Genomic DNA, 16,436 nt, shown 5'->3' on the forward strand with positions numbered 1-16,436 from the left:
CGATCTATCAACCATCTGAGGGTGGTATCAGATTGATGGGGTGAAGGTGCCCCATCAACCATTAAATCCGTATACCCATTATTTTTAAACGCTACCAATCTACCCGTTTCAAATCATTTTGCGCCAATACGTCCGCATGCTCGCTGTGGCTTTGATATTCCCTGTCCTGCAAAATGCGGCGGGCGACATAATTCAAATGCAGTTTTGCCGCTTCCGCCGCCTCGGCTGGTTTGGCCTGGACAATGGCTTCAAAAATAGCACTGTGCTGGGCAATCAGCGTCGGGCGCGGGTCTTCGGTTTGATGGATATAGATAATGCCGCTGCGTGTTTGCTGATAAAGCATTTTGAGCAGGCTGCTGGAAAGGTGGCTGAACAGGATATTGTGTGCGGCATCGGCAATGGTTTGATGGAAGCTAACGTCTGCTTCGGCTTGATGCTCCAAATTTCCGCTTTCGCAGGCCGCTTCAAATTTCTGCCGCCAAAAGTCAATCCGTTTCAAGTCGGCGTCAGTCCGTCTTTCGGCGGCCAGTGCCGCCATACAGCCTTCAACGTGACAGCTGAAATCGAAAACGTCGGTTTCCCAGTTGGTATGTTTGCCGAGCAATTCCTGCCAGCTTTGGAGGAAATCTTGTTGCGGTTTGACGGAAACGTAATAGCCATCGCCCTGACGCGCTTCCAAAACCTGCCGCGCAATCAGGATGTTCAGCGCGACCCTGACCGAGGGGCGCGATACGCCGAATTCTTCCGCCAAGGTACGTTCGGGCGGGATTTTGCCGCCTTTTTCGTAAACGCCAGTCGCAATCCGTTCTTCTAATATCGACAATATTTGGTCGCTGATTTTTTGTGGCCGAACCAGTTTTGTCATTGTAATTCCTCTTTTTCTTCATATTTTCCTATGAAGAAGACTCAAATCCGATAATGTGATGCGGCAGGTCGTCTGAAATGGCAATCTGCGTCAAAATTGGCATGACCAAATTGGTGTGCCCAATGTCGCGGTATTCTAATTAACCGGCCATATCCCGTCAATATGGCTTGTTCTACCCGAATATGGTTTAAAACTATATCGGGTTACATTTTTACAATTCATATAATGTTTTGTTTTATTTAAAATTAAATAACAATTTTGCACTTATGTAGCAAGGTTGCTTAAAAAAATAATTGACTGCCATATTAAAGTTTCGTAAAGTGTCCTCCGTTCAAAAAATTGGTTTTACCAATTTAGGAAAGTATATTAGAAAAATATTCGGAGATTTTCCCAATGGAAACTTGGATTCAAAACTATACCGCAGTGGGCGGCAGCCTGTATTTGACGGCAGCCGTCGCCCTCCTGCCCATTATCTTTTTCTTTGTTGCACTGACCGTCTTGAAGCTCAAGGGTTATCAGGCGGGGCTTTATACGCTGCTGATTGCACTTGGCGTTGCCGTATTAGGTTTCGGAATGCCTGCGGGCATGGCGGTTTCTTCCGCGCTGTACGGCTTTGCCTACGGTTTGTGGCCGATTGCATGGATTATCGTTACTGCTGTGTTCCTGTATAAAATTACTGTGAAAACAGGGCAGTTCGACATCATCCGCGCTTCCGTGATTTCGATTACCGAAGACCAACGCCTGCAAATGTTGCTGGTTGGCTTCTCCTTCGGCGCATTCCTCGAAGGTGCGGCAGGCTTCGGCGCGCCGGTGGCGATTACCGCCTCGTTGTTGGTGGGCTTAGGCTTTAACCCGCTCTACGCCGCCGGTTTGTGTTTGATTGCCAATACCGCACCCGTGGCTTTCGGTGCGATGGGTATTCCAATCTTGGTTGCCGGTCAAGTGTCCAACCTCGACCCTTACCACATCGGTCAGGTCGCCGGCCGCCAACTGCCGATCCTGTCGATTATCGTTCCTTTCTGGTTGGTCGCCATGATGGACGGTATGCGCGGCATACGCCAAACTTGGCCTGCCGTATTGGTGGCAGGCGTGTCTTTCGCCACTACCCAGTTCATTACCGCCAACTTCATCGGCCCCGAGTTACCCGACGTGACCTCCGCATTGGTCAGCCTGGTCTGCCTGTCTGCCTTCCTGAAAAAATGGCAGCCTAAAGAAATCTTCACCTTCAACGGCATGAAAAAACCGTCCGAACGCAAAGCGGGCGAATACACTGCCGGGCAAATCATCAAAGCCTGGTCGCCTTTCGCCATCCTGACCGTTTTCGTCAGCGTGTGGACGATTAAGGGTGTTAAAGAGGCTTTGGGCGTTGCCACCATCAAATTCGACTGGCCGATGCTGCACAACTTGGTACAAAAAGCCGCGCCCATCGTCAGCGAACCGACACCATACGCCGCCGTGTTCAAAATTGACCTCCTCGGCGCAGTCGGTACGGCAATCCTGTTTGCTTCCATCGTTTCCGCCGCTTTGCTGAAAATGAAACCCTCCGAAGCCGTCAGCACTTTCTTTGAAACGCTCAAAGAACTGCGCCTGTCCATCCTGTCTATCGGCTTGGTACTTGGCTTTGCATTCGTGGCAAACTATTCAGGCCTGTCGTCCACATTGGCACTCGTCCTCGCCGCCACCGGCACCGTGTTCCCGTTCTTCTCGCCGTTCCTCGGCTGGCTGGGCGTATTCCTGACCGGTTCGGACACCTCCGCCAACGCGCTCTTCGGTTCGCTGCAAGCCAGCACCGCGCATCAAATCAACGTCGTACCCGAGCTGACCGTCGCTGCCAACACCACCGGCGGCGTGACCGGCAAAATGATTTCGCCGCAATCCATCGCCATCGCCTGCGCGGCAGTCGGTCTGGAAGGCAAAGAATCCAACCTGTTCCGCTTCACCGTGAAACACAGCTTGATTTTCTGTACCTTCGTCGGCCTGCTGACCCTGCTGCAAGCTTATGTTTTGCCGTGGACGCTGGTTTTCTTCAACAAATAAGCCAACCGGCTTGAAATAAAAGGTCGTCTGAAATCCAATTTGGGTTTCAGACGACCTTTTTGTCGTTGTGGGCGTGATCGGGTTTACCGTCATTTCCGTTTCGTTTAAACAGTAGGGGAATGCGTGAATCGAAGATGGCTTAAGTTATAGTCAATTAAAAACAAAATGGTACAATACTCAACTTTGAAGGTTTAACCATGGCATACTCTGCGGACTTAAGAAACAAAGCTTTAAACTATTACGAACAATGCAAAAACATCAGCCAAACCGCAGCAACGTTTAACTTGTCAAGAAACACGCTTTACCTGTGGATTCGCCTTAAAAAACAAACAGGCAGCCTAAAACATCAAGTTACCGGTCTAAATGCCGTCAAATTGGATAGGCAAAAACCGGCTCAATATGTTGGGCAACACCAGGATGCCTATCTGCATAAAATCGCCAAACATTTTGATTGTACGCCAGCCGCCGTTTGCTATGCACTCAAACAGATGGGGATGACGCGCAAAAAAAGACCACCACTTACAAAGAACAAGATCCGGCCAAAGTAACGCATTATTTGACACAGCTGGCCGAATTTTCCGACTACCAACGCGTTTATTTGGATGAAACAGGATTTGACCGCTACCTGTTCCGTCCCTATGCCCGCAGCCTGAAAGGGCAAATAGTGAAAGCGCAGATAAGTGGAAAAAGATACCGACGCTTATCTCTGGTGTCCGCACAAGTCGGCAACCGGCTGATTGCTCCGATGGTTTATCAAAATACGATGACCGGAGTCTTTTTTGAAGCGTGGTTTCAGCAATGCCTACGGCCCGCATTGACTCAAAAATCGGTGATTATTTTAGATAATGCGCGATTTCACCGTATGGGTGTCTTACGGGAAATGGCGGAAAAATTGGGACATAAGGTATTGCCTCTTGCACCTTATTCACCTGAGCTCAACCCGATTGAGAAGGTGTGGGCGAATATTAAGCGGTATCTGCGAACCGTATTGTCTGATTACGCCCGATTTGACGATGCGTTACTGTCCTATTTTGATTTTAATTGACTATAATTCAAACACATTCATTTTTATTGATTAACCTCACCAATGTCTTCAAATCAATATTTTGGTATGACCAATCTTAATAAACAACCTATACGCCAAAAATCTGAAAATATTGATTTAGATTAAAATCCCACTGCTTCTATTTCACTAGACTTTATGTATAATACCTAGGTATTAGTTAATATAATTCCTAATAATAGAGAGAAACGATATGAAATACCCACCATTACTTATCTTGCCTATCGTCTTAGCCGTATCCCAAGCATGGGCAGAGACTAACCCTACACCTGAAGAAACGGTTACCCTTTCCCCTGTCACCGTCACCGGCACACAACAAGAAAAAGCCAATCGCGTTACTTTCAACCCCAAAGCTGCTTTGCAACCCCTCCCTGCCGGAGACGGGGCAGACCTTTTACAATCCGTGCCCAACATGAGCATCATCCGCAAAGGCGGCAGCTCGGGCGATCCGCTGTTCCGCGGTTTGGGCGGCTCGCGCCTCTCCGTCAATGCCGATGACCAGTTTATTTATGGCGGTTGCGGTATGCGCATGGACCCGCCGACTGCCTATATCCACCCCAATTCGTTTGATAAAGTTGTCGTTACCAAAGGCCCGCAAACCGTAACCCAAGGCATGGGATTGGTCAGCGGCTCGGTGCAATTTATCCGCAAAGACCCTGATTTCACTGAAAAACCTTACAACGTTAACGCTACCCTGACGGCAGGCAGCAACGACCGTCTTGACGGCTCGTTGGAAGCCGAGTTCGGCGGCAAATACGGCTACGTCCGCAGCAATATTTCCCATAACGAAGCCGACGATTACAAAGACGGCGACGGCAACCGCATTCACTCCAACTTCAAACGTGACAGCCAAATGCTGCAACTGGGCATCACCCCGACCGAAAACACCACCATTGCCGGCACATACGAGCGCAGCAGGGCCAAGGTTGCCTACGCCGACCGCATGATGGACGGCAGCAAATTCGACCGTGATGCATGGAACATCCGCTTTACCCAACGCAACCTTACCCCATGGTTCAGCGAGTTGGAACTGCGCTATGGTAAAAGCGAAATCGACCACGTGATGGACACATACAGCCTGCGTACCATCCGCACCCCTGCCGGTATGCAGATTAAAAATGCCAACAACCCTAAACGCAATACCGATACAGGCCGTCTGAAAGCCACTTTCGACTGGGACAAGCTCAACCTGCAAACCGGTTTGGATTATCTGGACGACGTCCACGTCGCACGCATGGAGCGTGGTGGCGACGGCTACAGCCACAAGCCTTACATGCCCAACCAAAGTTTCAAACAATGGGGTATTTTCACCGAAGCCTCTTGGCAGCAAACCGACAATCAACGCTGGGTAGCAGGTTTGCGCCATGACCAAGTCAAAGCGCATTACGATACCGCGCGCGTGACCAACCCCGTTTTGAAACATCAAAAATTCAATTTGAACTCAGGCTTCCTGCGTTGGGAAAGAAATACGGACAACGGCCTGAAATACTATGCCGGCTTCGGTATTGCCGAACGTGCGCCTGACTACTGGGAACGCCTGCGCTCCGAAAACAAAGCCATCCGCGCAGAGCAAAACCGCCAAATCGATGCTGGTGTAATCTGGAAACGTCCTAACCTCCACGCATCTGTATCCGTATTCGGCAGCAACATCAAAGACTTCATCATGATGGAGCGCCAAGGCATGGATTTCAACGTACGCAACATCAACGCTTCACGCTTTGGCGGCGAAGCCGAAGTCAAATGGGCATTTGCGCCTAACTGGGAAGTTGGCACCAGCCTCGCCTACACCCACGGCAAAAACCGTACCGACGGCAAACCTTTGGCACAAACGCCGCCGCTCGAGTGGAACAACACCCTTGCCTTTGACAACGGTAAATTCAGCGCGGGCGCATTATGGCGCGTCGTAGCCAAACAAAACCGTTACAGCAAAGGCCAAGGCAATATCGTCGGCCAAGACATCGGTGCATCTTCGGGCTTCGGCGTACTCTCGCTCAATGCCGGTTGGAAATTCAGCAAATACGCCACATTGCAAGGCGGCGTGGACAACGTGTTCAACAAAACCTATGCTGAATTCGTCAGCCGCGGCGGCGACCCGTCTGCCGGTACTCAAACCATGCGCGTGAACGAACCCGGCCGTACTGCATGGCTGAGACTGCAAGCGAAGTTCTAATCAACCTCGAGCGTATATAAAAAGGCCGTCTGAAAATTTTTCAGACGGCCTTAATATTTTTATGATGTTTTAAACAAACAGTCCGGCGAAGCAATGCAACGCCGGACTGTTTGCTCACTATCGGTTTAAATCAAACCTAAAGAGTTGATGAACACCACAATAATCGCAATCGGCGCAAGATAGCGAAGCGCACCCAGCCACAGGTAAAGCAACTGTTTCGGAATGGTGCTGCCCATGCCTGCATCACGCAGGACGGACTGTTTGTCCTGAACCCATGACGTAAACACGGCAACGCTCAATGCGCCAATCGGCATGATGACGGCGGAAATAATGAAGTCCCACAAGTCAAAAATGGTTTTGCCGAAAATCTTAAATTCGCCCCAAACGCCAAATGACAGCGCCGAAGGAATACCGACTATGAAAATCGCAATGCCGGTTACCCAAGCGTGGCTGCTGCGCTTTTTCTCGTCTTGGCGGATGGTTGCCGCGATAACGGTTTCCAGCATGGAAAATGCGGAAGTCAGCGTCGCAAAGACAACCAACAGCATAAACACGGCAAACAAATATGTACCCATCGGCATCTTCATAAAGACCGCAGGCAACACGACAAAAATCAAACCAGGGCCTTGGCCGGGCTCAAAACCGAAGGCAAATACCGCAGGGAAAATCACCAAACCGGCCAGCAGCGATACAAACAGGTTCATCCACATAATCATATGGCCGGAGCGGAACATATCCTGATCCTTACCCAAATACGAGGCATAGGTAATCATCGCAGACACGCCGATACTCAAGGCAAAAAATGCCTGACCCAAAGCAGTCAGCATTGTGCCCGGTTTCAAATACGACCAATCCGGCTTCAACAAGAATGCCACGCCCTCCATTGCGCCGGGCAAAGTCAGCGAACGGATAGCCAGCGCGATAAAGAGGATAAACAAACCCGGCATCAACACGCGGTTTGCCTTTTCAATGCCGTCTGAAATGCCGCCTTTAACCACCCAAATGGTAATCAGCATGAACAAGCCTTGGTAAAACAGCGAACCAAACGGTGAAGAAATCGTGTTGCCGAACAAGGCTTCAAAGTCTGCACCGGCATGAATTTCACCGGTAAAGCTGTGCACGACGTAGTTCAACACCCAGCCGCCGACCACGCTGTAAAACGACAGCAAAATAAAACACGCGGCCACACCCATGCGGCCGACCCACGGCCACTGCGAACCCGGGCGCAATACTTTAAAGGAATCAATGGCGTTTTTACCGCCTGTACGGCCGATGTAAAACTCGGCCAGTTGAACCGGCAAAGCCACCAAAATGGTGAAAATCAAAAACAAAAGAAAGAATACGGCGCCGCCGTTGGTACCGGCTGTATAAGGGAATTTCCAAATTGCACCCAAACCGATGGCCGAGCCTGCCGCAGCAAGCACAAAGCCGATTTTGGATGACCAAGACGAATGGTTGCTCATGATGTAAGATTAAGAAATGTGAAGATGCCGAATTGTAACAGGGTGAAGTCAAGCCGTGAGTGGCCTGCAGACCGCCGATAAGCAATTCGCACGGATGGTGCGTACTTATCAAGCAAATTGGCATGAATTTTTGATAATTAAGCTTTTAATAGCACAAAACTAATTTTTATATTTTAAATTTGACGATTTGTTTCAAAAATAAGCATATAAAAGGCCGTCTGAAACCTTGTTTCCAAGTTTCAGACGGCCTTTATCTTGAAACCGTTTTATTTTTTCATGGCATCAGTCAAAACTTTGACATTGTAGCGGTACATGCCGATGTAGCTGTTGGCCGGTGCGCCACCCAATGCATCGGAATACAAACGTCCGCTGACATTGACGCCGGTTTCTTTGGCGATACGGTCAATCATGCGCGTGTCTTTGATGTTTTCGGTAAAGACGGCTTTAATGCCCTCGCGTTTGATTTGGCGGATGATGGAAGCCACTTGTTTGGCAGACGGCTCGGCTTCGCTGCTCACGCCTTGAGGGGCGATGAATTCAATATTGTAGCGTTTGCCCATGTACGTGAACGCATCGTGTCCGGTCAAGACTTTACGCTTGGCGGCAGGTACGGCATTAAAGGCAGCCTGCGCATCGCTGTGCAGTTTTTTCAGCTGCATTTGATAGTTGCCCAAACGTTGCTGATAGTAGGTTTTGCCTTCAGGGTCAGCTTGAATCAGCGCATTGGCAACGTTTTGCGCATAAGTGCCCATCAGGACGGGGTCGGTCCAAACGTGCGGGTCAAATTCGCCGTGATCGTGATGATGGCCTTCGTGATCGTGGTCATGATGATGGCCGCCCTCTTCTGCTTTCAAAGCCTGAATGCCTTTGGTCGCTTCAGCGAAAGGCACTTTGCTCTGTTTGACTGCGCGTTGCACATCGGCGGCTTCCAAGCCCAAGCCGTTGAGCAATACCAATTTTGCGCTGCGGATTTTTTTGATGTCGCCGCTGGTCATGTGGTAGGCATGGCTGTCTTGGTTGGCGCCCACCAAGCTTTGAACGGCCACGCGGTCGCCGCCAATCTGTTTGGCCACGTCGCCCAAAATGCTGAAGCTGGTCACAACAGGCAACGGAACGGCATAAGCGGCACCGGTCAATAATGCGGCAACGATGCCGAGTTTCCAATGTTTCATATTCTCTCCAGTGATATAACGTAACATTAACATCATCATAAGACAGACCGCCTGATTATTCAAGCCGCCGTCTGAAAAATCATGCCGTGCGGTGTTTTTTACGGCGCAACCATTTTGCCAAAATGCCGCCCTCCCAACCAAACACGACGGAAATCAGGTAAAGCGTGCCGCAGCATAAAATAATCGCCGGGCCGGACGGGATTTCAATATGGTAGGAAAACAACAGTCCTGCCAAACCGCAAAGCAAAGCCAATGCGACCGACAAAATCATCAGCCAACCCATGCTTTTCGCCCACAGTCTGGCGGTAATTGCCGGCAACATCATCAAACCGACCGACATCAGCGTGCCCAATGCCTGGAAACCGGCAACCAGATTCATCACGACCAGCACCAAAAACAGCACATGCCAAAAGCCGCCCTTACCACCGACAGCCTTGAGGAACAAAGGGTCTATGCTTTCCAACACCAGCGGGCGGAACATAACCGCCATCAGCAAAATAGTGACGCTCGCAGAAACGGCAATCAGCTGCAAAGCCGGAATATCCACCGCCAACACCGAGCCAAACAGCAAATGCAGCAAATCGACGCTGCTGCCGTTTTTGCTGACCAAAACCACGCCGATGGCAAGGCTGCTCAAATAAAATGCGGCAAAGTTCGCGTCTTCTTTCAATGAAGTAAACCGGCTGACCAAACCGGCCAACAAAGCCATCAGCAAACCGGCTGCAAAACCGCCGACGCTCATCGCAGGCAAACTCAAACCGGCAAACATATAGCCAATGGCCGCACCGGGCAAAACCGCATGGCTCAAAGCATCGCCCACCAAACTCATGCGGCGCATCACCAAAAATACACCGACAGGCGCCGCGCTCAATGCCAGGCAGAAAATCGACGCCAGGGCATAGCGCATAAAGTCGAATTCGACGAACGGCGCGACGACCAAATCATATAAATCCATGTTTTATCGCTTTTTTATTAATCTCTGAAAGCCTGAGGCCGTCTGAAAAACACTTACTTTCAGACGGCCTTGTCCATTAAACCGCGCACCAATCGGCCGCTTCCTGCTTCTGCATCATTCGGTTGGCCTGTGCCAAAAATTCATCGGTCAACACATTTTCCGTCGCACCGGCAGCCACTTTTTCACGCGCCAAAAGCAGCGTGTTGGCAAAATATGCCCGCACCTGCTCGTAATCATGCAACACGGCAATCACTGCCTGACCGTCCTGATGGCACTGGCGCAAAACTTCCAACAGCGCATAAGTCGTCCGCGCATCCACTGCGTTAAACGGCTCATCCAGCAGCAAAAACTTGGCATCCTGCACCAGCATCCGCGCAAACAATACGCGTTGGAATTGGCCATTGGACAAGTGCGCGATTTGGCGCGTGGCAAAATCCTGCATTTCCACGCGTTCCAAAGCCGCCATCACGCGCTTTTTCTGCGCTGCGTTCACACGTCCGAAAAAGCCGATTTCATACCACAGCCCCATCGCCGCCAGTTCAAACACCGTCATCGGCTGGCTGCGGTCAATGTCCGACTGCTGCGGCAGATAGGCAATATCCTTGCGCGCCATATTTTCATAGCGCACGCTGCCCGTATCCGTTTTCTGCAAACCCATAATGGCTTTGAGCAGGGTCGATTTGCCCGCGCCGTTCGGCCCGAAAATCGTCCACATCTTACCATCTTCAAACACCATATCAACATGGTGCACCACCGGCCTGCGCTGATAGCTGACCGTCAGATTTTCTACCACGATACTCATGGCGATACCGCCCAAAAATATACAGCCCACAACGCCACCAATGCGACAAGTGCAATCAGCAGCCTTTGCAGCAATCCGGTCAACAATACAGAATTCATAAGCCTAAAACCGCCCTTGCCCGAATACGGACAACAGGCCGTCTGAAAGAAAATTAAAACATTAAAATGATACTGTATAACGTTAACCCTGTAAATTTCTTTCGTTTTCAGACGGCATCGGGCAAAAGGCCGAATATCGGTTACAATCCATTTTTTATTTGATGATTGCCCTATGTCTATTCCACTCTTAAACGAAAAACTCAATACCGAAACTGCCCGCATTTCATGGGAAGAGCTGCAACCCCACTTCGCACGCGGTGCCGCCGTCTATGTTGCGCCCGATTTGGATTTGATTGCCGTCGCCCGTCATGTTGCCGAAGATGAAGCCGCGCCATTGAAACAATGGATGGAACAAGGCAAATTCGGTGCCGTCAGCGATGATATGGCGCGCACATTTTTAGCGGATAAGCAAGAAATGTGGGCGGTCGTTGTAGCGCCGTGGGTATTGGTACAGCCTTGCAAAGACTGATAAGGTCGTCTGAAAAATGAAAAACCGGAACATTTCGCATGTTCCGGTTTTTCATTTTTCAGACGACCTATTGCAAAGTAAAGCCTGCTTTGAATTCAAGCTTCGGCACCCCGATAACGAAACGTTTGCCGATGCTGTCTTCAAACTCATACGCGCCTTCGATACTGCCCCAAGGCGTGCTGATTTGCGAACCGCTGTTGTACTCATAGGCTTCGCCCGGGTACAAAACAGGTTGCTCTTCAATCAAGCCGGCATGACCAACCTGCTCTGTCTCACCGTGTCCGTCGGTGATTTCCCAAAAACGCTGACGCAAAGTAATGATTTCATCACTGCGGTTGCAGATGGTGATCAGATAATTGAAGGCGTAACGGTCGCGATAGACGTCACTCTGACCGGCCATATAACGCGGCTCCACGTTAATCTCGATTTCATTCATAATTGTTTACCCCGTATGGTATTTATTTTATTTCAATCCGGATAATTCCGGCGTATCCGCCCTATTTTTGCAAAGGGTCGAAACACTTAAAACGCATCACGCGATCCAATAAAACAGGCCCAAGACCATCAAGGTCATCGCAGCCGCAATCAAATCATCAAGCATAATGCCTAAACCTCCATGAATCCGCCGATCAAACCATTTGATCGGCCATGGTTTCAACGCATCAAACAAGCGGAAAATAACAAAAGCCGCCAGCCACCAGCTCCATTTGAACGGAATCAGCGACAGCACCAGCAGCATCGCGACAATTTCATCCCAGACGATACCGCCGTAATCCTGAATACCCAGTTCCCTCTCGGTATAACCGCAAATGCGGATACCCCAGAAAAACAAGGCGATACACAATAAAAGCAATATCCAGCCGTCTATGCCCAACAGGCACAATACAAAAGCCAGAGGTAATGCTGCCAGCGTTCCGGCCGTACCCGGCGCAATCGGCGACAAGCCGCTGCCGAAACCGAATCCCAAAAAACACAATGGTTTGTGCAACAGCCAAGAAAAAGTAGGTTTACGTTCAGCCAAAATGATCAAATCCTAAAGAAGTCAGTTCCAATACGCCGCCTTCGGCATCCACAATATTCAGACGGCCTGAGTCAGTAATTTTACCAATTCGGGCGACCGGTACGCCACTTTGTTCCGCTGCCTGACAAACGCGTTCCCTATCTTCTGGAGCGGCAGTAAAAATCAGTTCGTAATCATCGCCGCCGGCCAATACTGCCGACAACCATTGTTCGCGCGACAACACATTTTTCAATTCAGGCAACGACGGCACACAATCGGCAAATATTTCCGCCCCGACAGCAGAGGCTTTCAAAATATGCCCCACATCTTGAGCCAGGCCGTCTGAAATATCTTGCGCGGCATGGGCAAACGGCAACAATGCCTGACCCAATGAAACGCGCGGCTCTGGACGGAGCAATTTCTCATCGCAAACCGCCATGATTTCAGACGGCAATTGATAATGCCCCAGATGTTTGTTCAAAGCAGCGGCAGCCAAACCCAACCGACCCGATACCCAAATATCGTCGCCGACTTCGGCCGCATCACGCCGCAGGGCATTCCCTGTCGGAACTTCACCTACTATTGTTACATTAAAGACCAAATCGCCTTTGGTGGTATCGCCACCAATCAACACCGTATCAAAACGCGCGGCCAAAGCAAAAAAGCTATCGCAAAAACGTTTGAGCCAGTCTTGATTCAATTCAGGCAGCGCAGCACTGAGCAACACCCAACGTGGCTTGGCACCCATAGCGGCCATATCGGATAAGTTTACTGCAAGCATTTTCCATGCCAAATCTTCGGGCAAAACATCTTCAAAAAAATGTCTGCCCTTGACCAACATATCAGCGCTAAAACATAAATCAAATCCGTTACTTGGGCGAATAATAGCGGCATCGTCCCCTATGCCCAAAATCAGACCTTCCGATTTTTGTCGTTGCAAATATTGTCTGATAAAGTCAAATTCCGTCATATTTATCCAATACAACTATAACTTAGATTACTATATCTAATTTTGTGCCAGCCTGATGAGTGCCTATTAACACGTCAAACATCAAACTTTCATATTATTAGATATAAAACTCAATAAGTTAAAGGCCGTCTGAAGATACAGATTTCAGACGGCCTCATGTTTTCAAACCACTCTGAGCAGGTATATTTACAGATAGACGATTTCGCCTGTCCGCCCCCTGCTCTCTCGGCTTGCCCACCAAATAAATTGCGGCAGGACATCTTCGTAGTTTTTACGTTCGCTTTTCGATTCGCCCGGATGAGATTTGATACGTTGCGGCGAATTGATGGCTCCCGGCACCAAAACATTGGCACGCAGGTTGTCAAAACGTTCCCACTCATCCGCGGCCACTTTACACAAATAATTGAGCGCGGCTTTGGAGGCACCGAAACCGCCCCAATAGGCCTGCGGTTTCTCACCGTGGCTTTCGCCGACAAAAATCACAGAAGCGTCTCCGGATTGCTTCAACAATGGGAACAGCGCACGGGTCAAGCCCATAGGCGCAACGGTATTGATGCGGTATTGGTTGACCCATTCCGATACGGTTTGGAAGTCCAATGGCGACAAGGCATAGAAATAGCTGGCGCAATGCACCACGCCATCCAATTTTCCGCCGGTTGCTTCATCAATAGTTTCCGCGAATTGCTTAAACTCTTTCTCCTCCGCGCTCATTAAATCAAAGCAGATGGCAAACGGCTCAGGGCTGCCCGCAGCCACAATGGCATCATATACTTTTTCCAAACGCTTTTGATGACGCGCCACCAAAATGACAGTCGCTCCCGCAGTCGCATAAGCTTTGGCAACCTGCTCACCCAAGCCTTGGGATGCGCCGGTAATCAAGATCGTTTTGTTCGCTAATGTCGTCATGACTTTTCCTTGAACTTTATGGTTTCGGATATTGTATCGGCTTGGTAAGTTTTGTAAAGTCAAAAAGGCCGTCTGAACATTCAGACGGCCTCCGTTTATTCAACCTGTAAATCCAGCATAAGCTTTTCAGCCGCTGCAAAGCCAGACTGAACCGCAGCCTCCAATGTTGCCGGATAGCGCGGATGGAGATAGTCGCCGGCCGGATAAATACGGCGATGGTGCAACCATGAGAAATCTGGTTGTACAAAATCAACCGTTGCCGCCGTAGTCGCGCGCTTTTCCGTAATAATGCGTACGGCTTCAGGCTTACCCAAATCCGGACAAATCCGCTTAATGTCCTCATGAGCTTTCTCGGCCAAATCTTTATCCTTCCAAGCCTCGGTGCAATCGGAAACGCTGATGACAACCGCGACTTCATTATCCGGTAAACCCAATGCCCCCCGATGTAACACCCATTGCGCCGTACCATCAGAGAACCCGGTTAAAGGTGCTGGCAGTTTGACTGCTTGGGCATAACGCAAATAAACCGTGGTAATCGCATGGTAACTCAACGATTGATAGGCCGTCTGAATATAGTCAGGCGTATCTTCGGGCAGAAGTGCGTCAACATGATATGGCGCAACAGCCAAAATCACCGCATCAAATACTTCACCATTGATTTTAATTCGGTCATCGATATGATGATTTAAATGTGAAACACGAGTTTCAAGATGTATCTTTGCACCATGCGTGAGTAGGAACGCCAAAGCCGGTTCGGCTACGATCCGCCCTAAATCCTGCTTAGGCAAAAGATAATCGCTGTTCGCCTTTTCAGACCACACGCCATCATTCAATACATTACATAAAATACGCAACGATGCCTGTTCTAACGGAGTATTTAAAGCACCCCAAACCAAAGGTTGCCAAAATTGGCCAAGCAGACTGCGGGGAACATTTCGTGTTCTCAACCACTTTGCAACCGTCAAATCGGTTTTATGATGAGCTGCCCACCGTTGCAATGCCGACATATCCGACAGCAATTTGATTTTCAATGAAAAAGAAAGATTTTTCGCACGCAGGATACCGACAAGCAAATGCCAAGGCGCAGGCAGAGAGGCCGTCTGAAACTGTAATCCTTCATGGATGTACCATTGCAAAGGCTGGCGTAAAAAGGCTGACTCGGGTTTAACACCAATATGTTGCATCAAAGTTTGAACACCATGATACGCGCCCAATAAGATATGCTGTCCATTATCCAAAAAGCTGAATCCATCATCTTTCCCGGACAAGGCACGCGCCCTACCGCCAGCCTGTCTCCCGGCCTCAAACAAAGAAATATCAGCTCGATGAATCAGAGAGACCGCCGCAGACAAACCTGCCCAACCGGCACCAATCACAGCAATTTTTGGACGCTTATTCATGGTTTAAATCCAAACAGCCAAGTTTTCAAAGCAATACGTTTTTTACGGGGAGAAGGAATCGCAATTTTATAAGTCAAAACATTTTGCGCACCATCACGGTCAATTTCATTCAACAACGCATAATAAATAGCCGCCATAATCAAGCCGACTTTTTGCGATTTCTTATCCACGGCCGGCAAAAGCAACATCGCTTCACGATAAGTTTCACGCGCCCTATTCACTTGAAATTGCATCAATTTTGCAAAATTATCTGTCGGTTTGCACTGCATGATTACATTGGCAGGTACGTCAAATTTCTGCATTTCCTCTATCGGCAGATAAATTCTTCCCTGCCGCGCATCTTCGCCCACGTCGCGAATAATGTTCGTCAACTGCAAAGCCAAACCCATTTTGTCCGCATATTCCAAAGTTTTCAGATTGGAAAAACCTAAAATCCGCGCAATAAGGCATCCCACTACCCCTGCAACACGGTGGCAATACAGCTTTAATTCATCAAAACTACCATAACGAGCCTGCTCCAAATCCATCTGCATGCCATCAATCAAAGCTTCAAATTCATTCTTCGGCAAATCAAAATTTACCCGAATATCTTTTAAAGCTTGATGAACGGGATGCTCAGGCATCTCATTATTAAATACTTTCTCCAAATCACTGCGCCACCAATTCAACGTTATCTGAGCTACATTTGGATCGGTACAGCCATCAACCACATCATCTAGTTCGCGACAAAAAGCATATAAAACAGTGAGCGCATTTCGTTTTTCTACCGATAAAAAACGAAAGCCGGATAAAAAACTGGAATGGCTTTCTGCAGCCTTTTGATGACAATAATCCAAAGCAAGCACTGTGTATCCTAAAAAATATCGTTATAAATAATTAACAGGGATTTTATCTGTATTTAAAAAAGTACGCCAATATCAAAAATTCATCTTACAACAAGGCCGTCTGAAAGCTATTCTTAAGTATCTTTCAGACGGCCTAATATCCTACGTCGCCAATATCGAAACCAGCAGCATCACCACCAACAGCTGTATCAAGGAGTAGCCCCTCTGTACAGCTGCCCCAT

General features: G+C 49.0%; 16 protein-coding genes. 4 read left to right on the forward strand and 12 right to left on the reverse strand.

Going from position 1 to position 16,436, the window contains the following annotated elements:
- Positions 1–91: 91 nt before the first annotated feature.
- On the reverse strand, positions 92–865 hold the full coding sequence (locus tag ACTHSN_RS10500; protein ID WP_070461657.1) for a FadR/GntR family transcriptional regulator: 774 nt from the start codon (positions 863–865) through the stop codon (positions 92–94).
- A 393-nt stretch (positions 866–1,258) separates the two neighbouring features.
- Between ACTHSN_RS10500 and ACTHSN_RS10505 the strand changes: the two genes are divergently transcribed.
- The 3 genes from ACTHSN_RS10505 to ACTHSN_RS10515 all read left to right on the forward strand — a co-directional run bounded on the left by ACTHSN_RS10505 (position 1,259) and on the right by ACTHSN_RS10515 (position 6,135).
- The gene (locus ACTHSN_RS10505; RefSeq protein WP_070461656.1) at positions 1,259–2,902 is read left to right on the forward strand and encodes a lactate permease LctP family transporter; all 1,644 of its coding nucleotides are present in this window, start codon (positions 1,259–1,261) and stop codon (positions 2,900–2,902) included.
- Positions 2,903–3,099: 197 nt separating this feature from the next.
- Positions 3,100–3,947 (forward strand): IS630 family transposase gene (locus ACTHSN_RS10510; RefSeq protein ID WP_107769225.1). Its coding sequence is split into 2 segments (ribosomal slippage): positions 3,100–3,415 and positions 3,415–3,947, totalling 849 coding nucleotides; the frame shifts between segments, so codons are not numbered across the junction.
- 211 nt (positions 3,948–4,158) lie between these two features.
- Positions 4,159–6,135, forward strand: a complete 1,977-nt coding sequence (locus tag ACTHSN_RS10515) for a TonB-dependent copper receptor (protein WP_070461653.1) — start codon at positions 4,159–4,161, stop codon at positions 6,133–6,135.
- Positions 6,136–6,260: 125 nt separating this feature from the next.
- Here the strand turns inward: ACTHSN_RS10515 and ACTHSN_RS10520 are convergent, their stop codons facing one another.
- From ACTHSN_RS10520 to ACTHSN_RS10535, 4 genes are all read right to left on the reverse strand, one after another.
- Entirely contained in the window at positions 6,261–7,598 is a 1,338-nt protein-coding gene (locus tag ACTHSN_RS10520) for a sodium-dependent transporter (RefSeq protein ID WP_188211418.1), read from the reverse strand.
- 266 nt (positions 7,599–7,864) lie between these two features.
- A complete protein-coding gene (locus tag ACTHSN_RS10525) occupies positions 7,865–8,770 on the reverse strand; it encodes a metal ABC transporter solute-binding protein, Zn/Mn family (RefSeq protein WP_188211417.1) in 906 nt (301 codons plus the stop codon).
- A 79-nt stretch (positions 8,771–8,849) separates the two neighbouring features.
- Positions 8,850–9,725 (reverse strand): metal ABC transporter permease, encoded by an 876-nt coding sequence (locus tag ACTHSN_RS10530; RefSeq protein ID WP_003747573.1) that lies wholly within the window; start codon positions 9,723–9,725, stop codon positions 8,850–8,852.
- 76 nt (positions 9,726–9,801) lie between these two features.
- Complete coding sequence (locus ACTHSN_RS10535) at positions 9,802–10,527, reverse strand: metal ABC transporter ATP-binding protein (RefSeq protein ID WP_188211416.1); 726 nt, start codon at positions 10,525–10,527, stop codon at positions 9,802–9,804.
- Positions 10,528–10,797: 270 nt separating this feature from the next.
- Between ACTHSN_RS10535 and ACTHSN_RS10540 the strand changes: the two genes are divergently transcribed.
- Positions 10,798–11,094: a DUF2288 domain-containing protein gene (locus tag ACTHSN_RS10540; RefSeq protein WP_049323125.1), complete on the forward strand. Its 297-nt coding sequence runs from the start codon at positions 10,798–10,800 to the stop codon at positions 11,092–11,094.
- A 67-nt stretch (positions 11,095–11,161) separates the two neighbouring features.
- Here the strand turns inward: ACTHSN_RS10540 and apaG are convergent, their stop codons facing one another.
- The 7 genes from apaG to ACTHSN_RS10575 all read right to left on the reverse strand — a co-directional run.
- Positions 11,162–11,530: a Co2+/Mg2+ efflux protein ApaG gene (gene apaG, locus ACTHSN_RS10545; RefSeq protein WP_003682575.1), complete on the reverse strand. Its 369-nt coding sequence runs from the start codon at positions 11,528–11,530 to the stop codon at positions 11,162–11,164.
- Positions 11,531–11,626: 96 nt separating this feature from the next.
- Positions 11,627–12,115: a phosphatidylglycerophosphatase A family protein gene (locus ACTHSN_RS10550; protein WP_070461658.1), complete on the reverse strand. Its 489-nt coding sequence runs from the start codon at positions 12,113–12,115 to the stop codon at positions 11,627–11,629.
- Positions 12,108–13,064 (reverse strand): thiamine-phosphate kinase, encoded by a 957-nt coding sequence (gene thiL / locus ACTHSN_RS10555; RefSeq protein ID WP_070461649.1) that lies wholly within the window; start codon positions 13,062–13,064, stop codon positions 12,108–12,110. Before thiL ends, ACTHSN_RS10550 begins: the two co-directional genes overlap by 8 nt.
- 186 nt (positions 13,065–13,250) lie before the next feature.
- Complete coding sequence (locus tag ACTHSN_RS10560; RefSeq protein WP_070461648.1) at positions 13,251–13,970, reverse strand: SDR family oxidoreductase; 720 nt, start codon at positions 13,968–13,970, stop codon at positions 13,251–13,253.
- A 95-nt stretch (positions 13,971–14,065) separates the two neighbouring features.
- Positions 14,066–15,370: a hydroxysqualene dehydroxylase HpnE gene (gene hpnE, locus ACTHSN_RS10565; protein WP_070461647.1), complete on the reverse strand. Its 1,305-nt coding sequence runs from the start codon at positions 15,368–15,370 to the stop codon at positions 14,066–14,068.
- The gene (hpnD, locus tag ACTHSN_RS10570; RefSeq protein ID WP_070461646.1) at positions 15,367–16,215 is read right to left on the reverse strand and encodes a presqualene diphosphate synthase HpnD; all 849 of its coding nucleotides are present in this window, start codon (positions 16,213–16,215) and stop codon (positions 15,367–15,369) included. The genes hpnE and hpnD overlap by 4 nt, the downstream gene beginning before the upstream one ends.
- A 141-nt stretch (positions 16,216–16,356) precedes the next feature.
- A partial coding sequence (locus tag ACTHSN_RS10575) for a prepilin-type N-terminal cleavage/methylation domain-containing protein (RefSeq protein ID WP_440365307.1) occupies positions 16,357–16,436 on the reverse strand: 80 nt, incomplete at its 5' end.

The organism is Neisseria sp. P0009.S010 (genome assembly GCF_051958545.1).
In the GTDB taxonomy this organism is placed as follows: Bacteria; Pseudomonadota; Gammaproteobacteria; order Burkholderiales; family Neisseriaceae; genus Neisseria; species Neisseria subflava_A.